Source organism: Variovorax sp. (assembly GCF_965279555.1).
Classification (GTDB): Bacteria; Pseudomonadota; Gammaproteobacteria; order Burkholderiales; family Burkholderiaceae_C; genus Variovorax.
Window position 1 is genome coordinate 5289571 of record NZ_OZ257247.1, and the last position, 12244, is coordinate 5301814.

General features: G+C 70.3%; 15 protein-coding genes. 9 read left to right on the forward strand and 6 right to left on the reverse strand.

What is annotated here, in order from left to right:
* The first annotated feature begins 48 nt into the window (after positions 1-48).
* From ACQY8B_RS24780 to ACQY8B_RS24815, 8 genes are all read left to right on the forward strand, one after another.
* Positions 49-780, forward strand: a complete 732-nt coding sequence (locus ACQY8B_RS24780) for a glycine zipper 2TM domain-containing protein (RefSeq protein ID WP_422084353.1) — start codon at positions 49-51, stop codon at positions 778-780.
* Between the two features lie 144 nt (positions 781-924).
* The gene (locus ACQY8B_RS24785) at positions 925-1839 is read left to right on the forward strand and encodes a dihydrodipicolinate synthase family protein (RefSeq protein ID WP_422084354.1); all 915 of its coding nucleotides are present in this window, start codon (positions 925-927) and stop codon (positions 1837-1839) included.
* A gap of 51 nt (positions 1840-1890) precedes the next feature.
* Positions 1891-3033, forward strand: a complete 1143-nt coding sequence (locus ACQY8B_RS24790) for a branched-chain amino acid ABC transporter substrate-binding protein (RefSeq protein ID WP_422084355.1) — start codon at positions 1891-1893, stop codon at positions 3031-3033.
* A 21-nt stretch (positions 3034-3054) separates the two neighbouring features.
* Positions 3055-3990, forward strand: a complete 936-nt coding sequence (locus ACQY8B_RS24795; protein ID WP_422084356.1) for a 4-hydroxyproline epimerase — start codon at positions 3055-3057, stop codon at positions 3988-3990.
* A gap of 11 nt (positions 3991-4001) precedes the next feature.
* Entirely contained in the window at positions 4002-5105 is a 1104-nt protein-coding gene (locus tag ACQY8B_RS24800) for an NAD(P)/FAD-dependent oxidoreductase (RefSeq protein WP_422084357.1), read from the forward strand.
* Positions 5102-5356, forward strand: coding sequence for a (2Fe-2S)-binding protein (locus ACQY8B_RS24805; protein ID WP_422084358.1), 255 nt, complete (start codon positions 5102-5104; stop codon positions 5354-5356). The genes ACQY8B_RS24800 and ACQY8B_RS24805 overlap by 4 nt, the downstream gene beginning before the upstream one ends.
* The gene (locus tag ACQY8B_RS24810; protein ID WP_422084359.1) at positions 5353-6651 is read left to right on the forward strand and encodes an FAD-dependent oxidoreductase; all 1299 of its coding nucleotides are present in this window, start codon (positions 5353-5355) and stop codon (positions 6649-6651) included. The genes ACQY8B_RS24805 and ACQY8B_RS24810 overlap by 4 nt, the downstream gene beginning before the upstream one ends.
* On the forward strand, positions 6648-7346 hold the full coding sequence (locus ACQY8B_RS24815) for a GntR family transcriptional regulator (RefSeq protein ID WP_422084360.1): 699 nt from the start codon (positions 6648-6650) through the stop codon (positions 7344-7346). The genes ACQY8B_RS24810 and ACQY8B_RS24815 overlap by 4 nt, the downstream gene beginning before the upstream one ends.
* Before the next feature lie 10 nt (positions 7347-7356).
* Here the strand turns inward: ACQY8B_RS24815 and ACQY8B_RS24820 are convergent, their stop codons facing one another.
* Together ACQY8B_RS24820 and ACQY8B_RS24825 are read right to left on the reverse strand one after the other, a co-directional pair.
* On the reverse strand, positions 7357-7563 hold the full coding sequence (locus ACQY8B_RS24820; RefSeq protein WP_422084361.1) for a tautomerase family protein: 207 nt from the start codon (positions 7561-7563) through the stop codon (positions 7357-7359).
* Positions 7509-8420, reverse strand: a complete 912-nt coding sequence (locus ACQY8B_RS24825; protein WP_422084362.1) for a DMT family transporter — start codon at positions 8418-8420, stop codon at positions 7509-7511. The genes ACQY8B_RS24820 and ACQY8B_RS24825 overlap by 55 nt, the downstream gene beginning before the upstream one ends.
* Positions 8421-8512: 92 nt before the next feature.
* Here ACQY8B_RS24825 and ACQY8B_RS24830 point away from each other — a divergent pair, with 92 nt between their 5' ends.
* On the forward strand, positions 8513-9400 hold the full coding sequence (locus ACQY8B_RS24830; protein ID WP_422084363.1) for a LysR family transcriptional regulator: 888 nt from the start codon (positions 8513-8515) through the stop codon (positions 9398-9400).
* Here ACQY8B_RS24830 and ACQY8B_RS24835 read toward each other — a convergent pair.
* From ACQY8B_RS24835 to ACQY8B_RS24850, 4 genes are all read right to left on the reverse strand, one after another.
* Positions 9337-10560 carry an acyltransferase family protein gene (locus ACQY8B_RS24835; protein WP_422084364.1) on the reverse strand — a complete coding sequence of 408 codons (1224 nt, stop codon included), beginning with the start codon at positions 10558-10560 and terminating at the stop codon, positions 9337-9339. The two genes, ACQY8B_RS24830 and ACQY8B_RS24835, sit on opposite strands and share 64 nt — an antisense overlap.
* Before the next feature lie 33 nt (positions 10561-10593).
* Positions 10594-11604 carry a MerR family transcriptional regulator gene (locus ACQY8B_RS24840; protein ID WP_422084365.1) on the reverse strand — a complete coding sequence of 337 codons (1011 nt, stop codon included), beginning with the start codon at positions 11602-11604 and terminating at the stop codon, positions 10594-10596.
* A 21-nt stretch (positions 11605-11625) separates the two neighbouring features.
* Positions 11626-11946: a hypothetical protein gene (locus ACQY8B_RS24845; protein WP_422084366.1), complete on the reverse strand. Its 321-nt coding sequence runs from the start codon at positions 11944-11946 to the stop codon at positions 11626-11628.
* A gap of 93 nt (positions 11947-12039) precedes the next feature.
* Positions 12040-12210 (reverse strand): hypothetical protein, encoded by a 171-nt coding sequence (locus ACQY8B_RS24850; protein WP_164546861.1) that lies wholly within the window; start codon positions 12208-12210, stop codon positions 12040-12042.
* Between the last annotated feature and the right edge of the window lie 34 nt (positions 12211-12244).

Consider the following 12244-nt stretch of genomic DNA (forward strand, 5'->3'; position numbering starts at 1 on the left):
CTGCGACGGATTTCCGTGCATCCTGCGAGGGATATAAAAGGATTCCTCATGGACTCGACATCGCCCTTCAATCAACCTCCGGGCACGCCCGGCGCCACCAGGTCGCCGAAGGCGCTGTGGGCCGTGATCGGCGCGCTGGCGGTGGCCGTGGTGGCACTGGGCGGCGTGCTTTTGCACAAGTCGCAGGACACGGCAACGGGTGCCGCGGCATCGCCGCCGGTCGCCGCCGCAATGTCGCCCAAGGCGCCCGACGACTTCAAGCCTGAGCTCATGCCGCCTGCCCCGGCCGTGCCGCCCACCGGCGCCGGCCCGGCCCCGCAGGCGATGGCCGCTGCGCCCATGCCTGCCCCTGCCCCGCTGCCGGCGCAAGCGGTCCAGCCCGCACCCGCCCCCGGCTCGAATGCCCCGGTGGTGGCTGCCGCCCAGCCCGCACCGGCGCCCTGCGCGGTCTGCGGACGCGTCGAATCGGTCCGCCCGGTTCAGCGGGCCCAGCGCACGACCGGCGTCGGCGCGGTCGCGGGCGGCGTGGTGGGTGGGCTCGTCGGCAACCAGTTCGGCCACGGCAACGGCCGCGCCGCGACCACGGTGCTAGGGGCGGTGGGCGGCGGCTTCGCCGGCAACGCCATCGAGAAGCACGTGCGCACCGTCACCGTCTACGAGGTCGGCGTGCGCATGGACAACGGCTCGCTGCGCACGGTGGAGACCAAGAGCGCGCCTCCCATCGGCAAGCCGGTCACGCTCAGGCGCGGCTTGCTGCGCCCGGCGGACGGCCGCAAGTAGCGCACGGCGGCCCGCGCCCGGGCCGAGATATCACACAAGCTCCGGGACCGGAAGAGCGCTTGCCCGACGAATATCTTGACGGTATATCGTTAATATATTTAAAGTGCGACGCTTCCACACCGCACATCCACAAGGAGCGACCAAGTGAGCAATCCCCGCTGGCAAGGCATCTTCCCCGCCGTCACCACCAAGTTCCACGCCGACGAGAGCATCGACGCCGAAGGCACTGCACGGCACATCGACTTCCAGATCCGCAACGGCATCCACGGCCTCGTCACCTGCGGCTCGCTGGGCGAAGCCAGCACGCTCACGCTGGAAGAAAAGCTGCAGGTCGCGAAGATCGCGCTGGAGGCCGCCGACGGCCGCATCCCGGTGCTGGCCAACGTGTCGGAAACCAGCACGCGCGAGGCGCTGCGCTACGTTGACGGCGCTAACAAGCTCGGCGTGGCCGGCTTCATGGTGATGCCCTCGGTGATCTACGTGGCCGACGCGCGCGAGGCCATGCTCAACGTGCGCACCATCGCCAGCGCGGCGCAGAAACCCATCATGGTCTACAACAACCCGGTGGCCTACCGCGTCGACCTGAAGCCGCAGCACATGGTCGAGCTGGCCGACTGCGAATGGATCGCGGCCATCAAGGAAAGCACCGACGACATCCGCCGCATCACCGACCTGCGCAATACCGTGGGCGACCGCTACCAGCTGTTCCTGGGCGTGGACGACCTCGCCTACGAAGGCCTGGCGCTCGGCTGCGACGGCCTGCTGGCCGGCGTGGGCTGCGCCTTCCCGCGCGAGACCGTGGCGCTCTACGACCTCATGAAGGCCGGCAAGTTTGCCGAAGCGCTGAAGCTCTACCAGTGGATGACGCCGATGCTGCACCTGGACGTGTCGACCAAGCTGGTGCAGAACCTCAAGCTCATCGACGTGCTGGTGGGCGTGGGCACCGAGCACATGCGCCGTCCGCGCCTGCCGCTGATCGGCGCGGAGCGCGAGTTCATCGAAGGCATCGTGAAGAAGGCGCTCGCGACACGGCCTGTTCAATACCAGTCGGTCATGTAATAACCGCACGGCCTCGCGTTTTTCATCGTCCCCAACCCAGTAGGAAGAAGCATGAAGACAAAAGCAAGCATGGTTTCGTTTCTCGGACTCGCGGCCTTCGCCGCGCTCACCGTTTCCGGCCAGGTGCAGGCACAGGAGCAGGTGGTCAAGATCGGCCACAGCGGCCCGCTTTCTGGCCCCAATGCCTTCGCGGGCAAGGACAATGAAAACGGCGTGCGCCTGGCCGTCGAGGAGCTCAACGCGAAGAAGCTCGTGGTCGGCGGCAAGACGCTCAAGTTCGAGCTGGTCTCCGAAGACGACCAGTGCGACGCCAAGACCGGCGTGAGCGTGGCGCAGAAGTTCGTGGACGACGGCGTGAAGTTCGTCATGGGCCCGTACTGCTCCGGCGTGGCCATTCCGGCCTCGCGCATCTACAGCGACGGCGGCGTGCTGCTCTCCACCGTGGGCACCAACCCCAAGGTCACGCAGGGCGGCTACAAGAACCTCTACCGCATCATCGCCAGCGACAACCAGATCGGCGGCGCAATGGCGGTCTATGCGGCCAAGGTGCTCAAGGTCAAGAAGGTCGGCGTGATCGACGACCGCACCGCCTTCGGCCAGGGCCTGGCGGAAGAGTTCACCAAGGAAGCCAAGGCGCAGGGCCTGACCGTGGTCGGCCAGGAGTTCACCACCGACAAGGCCGTCGACTTCACCGCCATCCTCACCAACATGAAGGCCAAGGCGCCCGAGGCCATCTTCTTCGGCGGCTATGCGCCCCAGGCCGCGCCCATGGCCCGCCAGATGAAGCAGCTGGCCGTGGCCGGCAAGCTGCTGGGCGGCGACACCGTCTGCAGCCCCGCCACCGGCAAGCTCGGCGGCGACGCGGTCAACGACGTGGTGTTCTGCGCGCAGGGCGGCTCCATCCTCGAGAAGGCACAGAGCGGCCCGGCGTTCAAGGAGAAGTTCAAGAAGCGCTTCAACATCGACGCCGACGCCTACGCCGCCTCGTACTACGACCAGGTGATGTTCATCGGCGAGTCGATGAAGAAGGCCAACTCCATCGACCCCGACAAGGTCGGCGCCGAGCTCTACAAGACCACCTACAAGGGCGTGGCCGCAACCTACGCGTATGACGACAAGGGCAACATGAAGCAGGCGCCGATCACGGTGTTCACCTTCAAGAACGCGGCACCCGTGCCGCTGGCCAGCTACTGATCGACCGGACGGCGCCACGACATGCAACGCATCCAGGTCATCGACTCGCACACGGGCGGCGAGCCCACGCGCCTTGTGATCGGCGGGTTCCCCGATCTGGGCGGCGGCAGCATGGCCGAGCGCCGCGCGCTGTTGGCCGACCGGCACGACAAATGGCGCGCCGCCGCCGTGCTGGAGCCGCGCGGCAGCGACGTGGTGGTGGGCGCGCTGCTGTGCGCGCCCGTGTCGCCCGACGCCGCCGCGGGTGTGATCTTCTTCAACAACGCCGGCTACCTCGGCATGTGCGGCCACGGCACCATCGGGCTGGTCGCGAGCCTTGCGCACATGGGGCGCATCGGCGTGGGCGAGCACCGCATCGAGACGCCGGTGGGCACCGTCACGACCACGCTGCATCAAGACGGTTCGGTGAGCGTGCGCAACGTGCCGGCGTACCGACACCTGCGGCAGGCGGCGGTCGAGCTGCCGGGCCACGGCACCGTTCACGGCGACGTGGCCTGGGGCGGCAACTGGTTCTTCCTGGTGAGCGAACACGGCCAGCGCGTGGCCAGCGACAACCTCGCGGCGCTGACCGACTACACCGCCGCATTGCGCCGTGCACTGGCGGCGCAGGGCATCACCGGCGCGGACGGCGCGGAGATCGACCACATCGAACTCTTCGCCGACGACAGCGACGGTGCCGACAGCCGCAACTTCGTGCTGTGCCCCGGCAACGCCTACGACCGCTCGCCCTGCGGCACCGGCACCAGCGCCAAGATCGCCTGCCTCGCGGCCGACGGCAAGCTCGCGCCGGGCGCGGTGTGGACACAGGCCAGCGTGATCGGCAGCCGCTTCGAGGCCAGCTACGCGATGGACGGCGACAAGGTCATTCCCACGCTGCGTGGCCGCGCGCACATCAGCGCGGAGGCCACGCTGCTGATCGACGACGACGATCCATTCGGCTGGGGCATCCGGCTCTGACGCCGGGCGGCATGGACGCGGACGTCATCGTCATCGGCGCCGGCATCGTCGGCGCGGCGTGCGCGCATGCGCTCGCGCAGGCGGGGCTGAAAGTGCTGGTGCTCGATGCGCGCATCGGCGGCGCCACCGGCGCGGGCATGGGCCACCTCGTGGTGATGGACGACAACGCGGCCGAGCTGGAACTGAGCCGCCGTTCGGTCGCGCAATGGCGCGCGCTGGCGCCGCGCATGAGCGAAGACTGCGCGTACAGCCCCTGCGGCACGCTATGGATCGCGGCCAACGACGAAGAGATGGCGGAGGCCGAACGCAAGCGGCAGCGTCTGCATGCACACGGCATCGACAGCCGCCTGCTGACGGCGAGCGAACTGGCGAGCGCGGAGCCCGCCTTGCGCAAGGGCCTGGCCGGCGCGCTCGAAGTGCCGGGCGACGGCATCCTCTATGCGCCCAACGCGGCGCGCTGGCTGCTCGCGCAAGCCGCGGATTCTGTGCGTGTAGAGCATGCAAAGGTCGCCGCCATCCAGGACGACGGCACCCTGCGGCTGGCCGATGGCAGCAGTCGCCGCGCGCCGCAGATCGTGCTCGCCAACGGCATCCAGGCCACGACGCTGTGCCCCGAACTTCCGATCCGCCCGAAGAAGGGCCACCTGCTGATCACCGACCGCTACCCGGGCACCGTGCATCACCAGCTCGTTGAACTCGGCTACGTGACCAGCGCCCACCACAGCGACGGCGAGTCGGTCGCTTTCAACGTGCAGCCGCGCCCCACCGGGCAGCTGCTGGTCGGCTCGTCGCGCCAGTTCGACACCACCGACCCGGCGGTCGAGGCGCCGATGCTGGCGCGCATGCTCCAGCGCACGCTCGACTACCTGCCGGGGCTCGCGAACCTCAACGCCGTGCGTTCATGGACCGGCATGCGCGCAGCGTCGCCCGACGGCCTGCCGCTGCTGGGCAGGCATCCGTGGCGCGAAAAGCTCTGGCTCGCGGTCGGCCATGAAGGCCTCGGCGTGACGACCGCGCCGGGCAGTGCGCACCTGCTCGCCGCGCTGATGACCGGCGCCACGCCCGATTTCGATCCAGCGCCCTACACGCCGCGCGGCCTGCGGGGCATGGCATGAGCGCCCACACCCTGCTGCACATCGACGGGCACCTGGTGCGCGTGAAAGCGGGCAGCTCGGTGGCCGCCGCATTGCGCGTGGCAGATGGCGGCGGCATGGGCGCCGCGCGCACATCGGTCACGGGGCAGCCGCGCGCGCCGTTCTGCGGCATGGGCGTGTGCCAGGAATGCCGCGTGCTGGTCGACGGCCGCCGCAGGCTTGCCTGCCAGACGGTGTGCGCCGAGGGCATGCGCGTGGAGACGACGGAATGACCGGCATCGCAATGGACAGCTGCGACGTGCTGGTCGTCGGCGCCGGACCGGCCGGCATGGCGGCGGCCGTGGCAGCCGCGCCAAGCGGCGCATCCATCGTCGTGATCGACGACAACCCCGCGCCCGGCGGACAGATCTGGCGCGACGGCCCCGGCGCCGCCCTGCCACCGGCGGCGCGCAAATGGCGCGACGCGCTCGCCGCGCACGCGAACATCCGCGTGCGCAGCGGTACGCGCATCGTCGCCATTGCCGCGCCCGACGAACTGCTGCTCGAAGACGCCGGCGGCGCGACGCGCATGGCGTGGCGCAAGCTCATCCTCTGCACCGGCGCCCGCGAACTGCTGCTGCCCTTCCCCGGCTGGACGCTGCCCGGCGTGACGGGCGCGGGCGGCCTGCAGGCGCTCGTCAAGGCGGGCATGCCGGTCGAGGGCGAGCGCATCGTCGTCGCCGGCAGCGGGCCGCTGCTGCTCGCTGCCGCCGCGACGGCGCGCGCGGCAGGCGCGAAGGTGCTGCGCATCGCCGAGCAGGCGTCGTTCGCATCGGTCGCGCGCTTCGGTGCCAGCCTGGCGCGCTGGCCGGGCAAGGCCGCGCAGGCCGTGACGCTGGCCGATGCCGCCTACCGCACCTCGTCGCGCATCGTCTCCGTGCACGGCGTGGCGCAGGTCGAGTCGGTGCGGCTGCTGCAAGGCGGCAAGGAGGTCGACATCGCCTGCGACCGCGTGGCCTGCGGCTTCGGCCTCACGCCCAACACGCAGCTTGGGCAGCTGCTCGGCTGCGCGCTCAGGCCCGCCGGCGGCGGCGCGCAGGCCCTGTCGGTCAATGCAAGGCAGGCCACCAGCGTCCCCTGGATCTACGCTGCCGGTGAATGCACCGGCTTCGGTGGCAGCGAGCGCGCGCTGGTGCAAGGCGCCATTGCCGGCCATGCCGCCGTGGGCAACGAGCGCGCGGCGAAAGCGCTCGAAGGCGAGCGCGCCCGCTGGAACGCCTTCGCGGCGCAACTGCACCGGACTTTCGCGCTGGCCGACGACATCAGGCGCATGCCGCAGGCCGACACCCTCGTCTGCCGCTGCGAAGACGTTCCGTTCTCCGCACTGGACGGCTGCAGCGGCTGGACCGACGCCAAGCTGCACCGCCGCTGCGGCATGGGCGCCTGCCAGGGGCGAGTCTGCGGCGATGCGGCGCAGTTCCTCTTCGGCTGGACGCCGCCCGCGCCCCGGCCGCCGCTGTCGCCGGTCCGCATCGCGACGCTGGCCGGCCTGCTGGACACGGCAGACCCCGTGGACGCCCGACAATGACGCCGCAGCATCCGCAGAAGAACACCATGGCCGTCCCGAAGACCGATCCCCGTCCCCCGCCCAAGCGCCGCGCCGCCGACCTCGCCTACGACGCCATCGAAACGCTGCTGTCCACCGTGCAGCTCGAACCGGGCAGCCAGATCGCCGAGGCCGACCTGGCTGAACGCACGGGGCTCGGCCGCACGCCGGTGCGCGAGGCGCTGATGCGCATGGTGTCGATCGGCCTCATCGTGCAGCAGCCGCGCCGCGGCCTGCTGGTGTCGACCATCGACCTGGCCGACCACCTCGACGTGATCCTCACGCGGCGCGTGCTCGAACGGCTGATTGCCGCGTGCTCCGCGCGGCGCGCTACCGCGCAACAGCGCACGGCCATCGTGCATTGCGCCGAGATGATGGTCGAGGCCGCGGACCGCGGCGACCTCAACGACTACATGAAGGCCGACCGTGCGCTCGACCTCGTCAACCATCAGGCGAGCCACAACGATTCGGCGGTGAAGGCCGTGGTGCCGCTGATCGTGCAGTGCCGGCGCTTCTGGTACGCCTACCAGCACGAGGGCGAGATCGTCGAGGGCGCCAACGCGCACCTCGAACTGGCGCAGGGCATCGCCACCGGCGACGAGGCCGCCGCCATTGCCGGCGCAGACCGGCTGATGGACTACCTCGAAGTCTTCGCGCGCAAGATCATCGACAAGTAGCGCTGGCCGGTCAGCCGCCCGCGGCGCGCCGCCGCTGCCGCAGCTCCGTCGCGCTCTCGCCGCCCTGGCCCCAGTTGTCGGGGTCGATCTCGTCGATCAGCACCGTCACGTCTTCGGGCCGCTTGCCCAGCACTTCCTGCAGCAGCCTGGTGGCGCCGGCGATCAGCGCGGCCTTCTTCGGATTCCTGCAGGTGGCGTGGCTGCGCGATTCTGCCAAGGCTGCCCGCCGCGCTGCGCACGCTGGCTGAGCCAGATGCTCGCGATCACGATGCCGATGCCCAGCACCTGCCATGCAGAGAGGCTCTGCCCCAGCAGCGCCCAGCCCAGGAACACGGCCGTCACCGGGCTCAGGAAGGCCAGCGGCGCGATCGCCGAGGGCTCCAGCCGGGCCACGCCACGGAACCACACGATGTAGGTCAGCGCGGCGCCCACCAGGCCGAGCCAGCCGAAGCCGATCCAGTTGTGCAGCGTGAGCGCTGGCAGCGGCGGCTCCAGCAGCAGCGCCACCGGCAACAGCAGCAGGCCGCCCGCCGTGAGCTGCCATGCCGTGAAGGTCAGGGCCGAGACGGGCGGCTGCCAGCGCCGGCTCAGCACCGTGCCGAAGGCCATCGACACCGCGGCGGCAACGGCCGCGGCAATGCCGACGGCGTCGAGCGCCGCGCTCGGCGTGAGCACCAGCAGCGCGACCCCGCCGATGCCCACCACGGCCGCCGCCACCGACAGCGCGCGCACCGGCGATCCCAGGAACACGCTGGCCAGGAACACCACGAGCAGCGGCTGCACCGAAGTGATGGTGGCCGCCACGCCGCCCGGCAGCCGGTAAGCCGCCAGGAACAGCATCGCCCACAGCATCGAGAAATTCAGCGCGCCGAGCACGAAGATGCGGCCCCACCATGCGCGCTCGGGCAGCTTGCGCACGATCAGCAGCAACAGCAGGCCGGCCGGCAGCGCGCGCAGCAGCGCCACCGTCAGCGGGTAGCCGGGCGGCAGCAGCTCCGTCGTGACGATGTAGGTGCTGCCCCAGATCGCGGGCGCTGACGCGGTGAGGAGGACGTCGGTGGTGCGGCTTGTCATGGGTCGAATCTATGGAATTGACCACCGGTTGTGAATGCCCGAATAATGAATTGATTCTTTACCGCCAGTCGTCAATTCGCATCGATTCCAGCATGGACCATCTCACGGCCCTCAAGGTCTTCCGCACCACAGCCGCCACGGGCAGCTTTGCCGGTGCCGCGCGGCAACTGGGGCTGTCGGCGGCGGCCGTCAGCAAGAACATCGCGCAGCTGGAGGCGCACCTGAAGGTGCGGCTCATCAACCGCACCACCCGGCAGATGAGCCTGACGGAAGCCGGCGCCGCGTACCACGAGCGCCTGTCGCGCATCCTCGACGAGCTTTCGGAGGCCGACGCCGCCCTCGCGCCCATGGGCAGCAGCCCCGGCGGCGTGCTGCGCGTGAACGCGCCGCTGACCTTCGCGCTCACCTCGCTGTCGCCCGCCATTCCCGAGTTCATGGCCCGCTACCCCAACCTGCGGCTCGAGCTGAACCTGCAGGACAGCCGTTCGGACATCATCGGCGAGGGCTACGACCTGGCCATCCGCGGCAGCGACCGGCTCGAGGACTCCAGCCTCGTCGCGCGCCGCCTCATGACCATGGACCACGTGCTGTGCGGCGCCCCCGGCTACTTCGCCGCGTTCGGCCGCCCCGCGCAGCCCGAAGACCTGAAGGCCCACGAGTGCGTGCAGTTCACGCTCTCCGGCCATGCGAACAAATGGACCTTCAACCGCGCCGGCCGCAGCGTGGCGGTGCCCGTCGACGGGCGCTACAAGGTCGGCTCCAGCATCGCCGTGCGCGACGCGCTGCTCGCGGGCTTCGGCCTGAGCCTGATCCCGCGCATCTACGTCGAGCACGAGCTGGCCTCGGGCCGCCTGCAGGCGGTGCTCGAAGACTGGGAGGCCGACAAGACGCCGGTGTACGCCGTCTATCCCTCCCGTCACCTGGCGGCGAAGACGCGCGCCTTCGTCGACTTCCTGGCCGAGCGGTTTTCAGGCCGCTGACCGTTCAGCAGCCTGCCGATGGGCGTGCGGCGCACCAGCAGCTGGTAGCTCGCGAGCGCGACCAGCGAAGTGGCCGCGATGTTCAGCCCCATCTTCGCGACCGCGCCCAGCGGTGCGTCGAACAGCAGGATGCCGAAGCCCACGGTGCCCAGCATGTGCACCAGGTACACCCAGTAAGAGCTCTGCGACAGATAGGCCAGCACCGCGTTCTGGCGCGGCAGGTAGCGCACGAAGCCGCCGATCAGCGCCAGGCTCCAGAGCCAGGCGGTCGCGTTGTAGGCAAAGGCGATCCAGAACTCCGGATGCGGCAGGCGGTGCCCGCCGCCCGCGCGCGAGGCGCCCAGCAACACCACCGTGGCCACAAAGAAGACGAGCCCGGCCGCCGCATGGCCCTTGCAGCGCGCCGCGAAGAGCGCGAGCAACCGTTCCTGCCGGCCATATATGTACGAGCCGACCACGAAGAACAGGCCGCTCTGCGCCCATTCGGCCGGCGGCGGCAGGAACGAGCCGCTTTCCGTGACCATGCCCGACGGATAGAACATGCCGACGAACGCCAGCGGCAGCGCCAGCACCGCGAAGCCCCAGCGCCGCGCCACCAGTTCCGTGAAGCCGCGGGCCAGCGCCTCGCGCAGCCGCGCCGGCAAGAAGCGCCGCAGCCGCACACCGGCCCAGGCCAGCGCGCTGAGCCAGAACAGCTGGTACAGGAACCACAGGTGCATGGTGTTGAAGGGCGAGCCGCCGGCTTGCCGCGCTGGAGCGAGCGCAACGTCGATGCCCGGCACGCCGCGCACCGTCAGGTGGATGTAGACCATCGCCAGCACCGTGGTCGCCGCGAACAGCGGCGGCCAGAAGATCGCGAAGGGCAGCGCGAGCCGCAGGCCGCGGTTCTTCAGCATGCCGTCGGCCCCGCGCCGCTCGACCAGCAGCGCCACGAAGAAGCCGGCCAGCACGAAGAACACCGGCATGCGAAAGCTGTGGATGAAGAGCAGCAGCAGGTCGGCCACCGGCGATGTCTTCGGGTCGCGCCACGGCAGCGGCGAGTCGACGGTGAGATGGTTGATCGCCACGTGCAGCACGATGCCGAGCCACATCATGAGGGCGCGGAGGTTGTCGAGCGCGTGGAGCCGCTGGGGCGATGGTGGTGTGTGTGCGTTGTTCATGAGGCCACTCTCGGGCCTCACGCAACGTCAGGGTCAAGGGGCGGGAGTGCGAACGGCGACGGCGCGCAACAGGTAGTCGCGCACCGCGGGCGTGGCGACCGCGGCGGCCTGCAGCACCGGCTCCGCGGCCATCGCCTGCCTCAGCCGGGCGGCGATGCCGGGGTCGTGGTCGGTGAAGGCGTCGAAGAGGCGCGCCCACTCGCGTGCGATGGCTTGCACGGCCGCGTCCTCGGGCGGAACGCCGCGGGCCTGCAGCGCGGCCAGCCCGGCCGCCAGTCGCCGCCATTCGTCTTCGGGCGGCGGGCCCAGCCGCGCGAGGTCGTCGGTGCTCAGGTGGCGCAGCAGCGCGGCCATGCGAACGCCGATGGCCGCACCGATGTATTCGATCAACTCGAGGGGTGGCCCGTCGTCGCGGCGCGCCACGGGCTCGCGGCGGTACATCTCGCCCCAGCGCGTGACGAGGTCGTAGTTGCCGTCCATCCATTGGCCCAGCAGCGTCATCCAGCGTGCGGCCAGCGGCTGCACCTCGGGGGCGTCGGCCGGCACGCCGCGCGCCATCAGCGCCGCCACCTCGGCCACCAGCGGCGGCCACTGGTCGGCCACGGTCTTCCAGTTGTCCATGAGCGACCTGATTTCGGCGGGGCTGAAGTAGCGGCCGTAGGTGGTCATCTGCTCCAGCGTGGCGAGCCAGTCCTTCATGTCGGGCTGGGTGCCCTCGGCCAGGCGCTGTTCGAGCAGGCCGAGGCGTTCCCGCAGGGAGGTGGCTTGGGCGATCTGCTGGTCGAGCGACGCCATCTGGCGCCGGAGGATGTCGGGCAGCGCATCGTTTTCCGCGCCGAGCACCGCACCGATCTCGGCCAGCGGCAGGCCCAGCAGCCGCAACGCCTGAATGGCGTGCAGGCGGGCGATGTCGGCCGCGTTGTAGAGCCGGTAGCCGGCTTCGGAGCGCGCCGAGGGCGCCAGCAGGCCGATGGCGTCGTAGTGGTGCAGCGTGCGCACCGTGAGGCCGGTGTGCCTGGCGAGTTCTCCGACCTTGAGCAGCACGGGAGTCGCTCCTGCGGGGGCTCAGTCGGCGTCGGGCGCCGGCTCCGGGCCTTGCCAGCCCAGCAGTTCGGCCAGCCGCTGGACGATCCAGGTGGCCTCCGCTGCCGACACGCCCGCCTCGGGCGTCGCCAGCCCTGCGTGGATGCGCCGCAGGATCTCGCTCTCGACCGGTACTTCGGTGTGGTGCTGGATCTGCGCGTGGCCCACGAGATGGTTCGCCAGGTCTTCGCAGATCTCGTAGCGCGCGCGCACCACGCCGATCGGCTCGCTCAGGCGCTGGCGCGCGTCGCTGTAGACCGCGAAGAACGAGGGCGGGATGTAGATCTGGTTGTCGTCGGACATCGCGAGTTGCTCAGGAAGGCCGTCGTCCCAACGACAAAACGCGCCCGGGGGCGCGTTCGTCGTCGTGGCTCCGTGGAGCCGGCGAAGGCTGGATCAGCCGCCCTTCTTGGCGCGCTTGCCAGGGTTCTTCTTGCTGCGCGTTGCGGTGCCGCGCTCGAGGCTGACCTTCTGGCCGCCACCGGAGCGAGGCACGGTGTAGCCGGGCAGCGGCGTCGGCTTCGGGGTGGCAACGCGTTCGGCTTCGGTACGGAATGTCTTGGGCATGAAAAGCTCGGGTAAAAGTAATGTTCGAACCCGC

Coding starts and splice junctions, on each gene's coding strand:
- ACQY8B_RS24795 (WP_422084356.1), top strand. CDS start 3,055: ATGCAACGCATCCAGGTCATCGACTCGCACACGGGCGGCGAGCCCACG.
- ACQY8B_RS24845 (WP_422084366.1), bottom strand. CDS start 11,946: ATGTCCGACGACAACCAGATCTACATCCCGCCCTCGTTCTTCGCGGTC.
- ACQY8B_RS24790 (WP_422084355.1), top strand. CDS start 1,891: ATGAAGACAAAAGCAAGCATGGTTTCGTTTCTCGGACTCGCGGCCTTC.
- ACQY8B_RS24800 (WP_422084357.1), top strand. CDS start 4,002: ATGGACGCGGACGTCATCGTCATCGGCGCCGGCATCGTCGGCGCGGCG.
- ACQY8B_RS24815 (WP_422084360.1), top strand. CDS start 6,648: ATGACGCCGCAGCATCCGCAGAAGAACACCATGGCCGTCCCGAAGACC.
- ACQY8B_RS24810 (WP_422084359.1), top strand. CDS start 5,353: ATGACCGGCATCGCAATGGACAGCTGCGACGTGCTGGTCGTCGGCGCC.
- ACQY8B_RS24780 (WP_422084353.1), top strand. CDS start 49: ATGGACTCGACATCGCCCTTCAATCAACCTCCGGGCACGCCCGGCGCC.
- ACQY8B_RS24835 (WP_422084364.1), bottom strand. CDS start 10,560: ATGAACAACGCACACACACCACCATCGCCCCAGCGGCTCCACGCGCTC.
- ACQY8B_RS24825 (WP_422084362.1), bottom strand. CDS start 8,420: ATGACAAGCCGCACCACCGACGTCCTCCTCACCGCGTCAGCGCCCGCG.
- ACQY8B_RS24830 (WP_422084363.1), top strand. CDS start 8,513: ATGGACCATCTCACGGCCCTCAAGGTCTTCCGCACCACAGCCGCCACG.
- ACQY8B_RS24850 (WP_164546861.1), bottom strand. CDS start 12,210: ATGCCCAAGACATTCCGTACCGAAGCCGAACGCGTTGCCACCCCGAAG.
- ACQY8B_RS24805 (WP_422084358.1), top strand. CDS start 5,102: ATGAGCGCCCACACCCTGCTGCACATCGACGGGCACCTGGTGCGCGTG.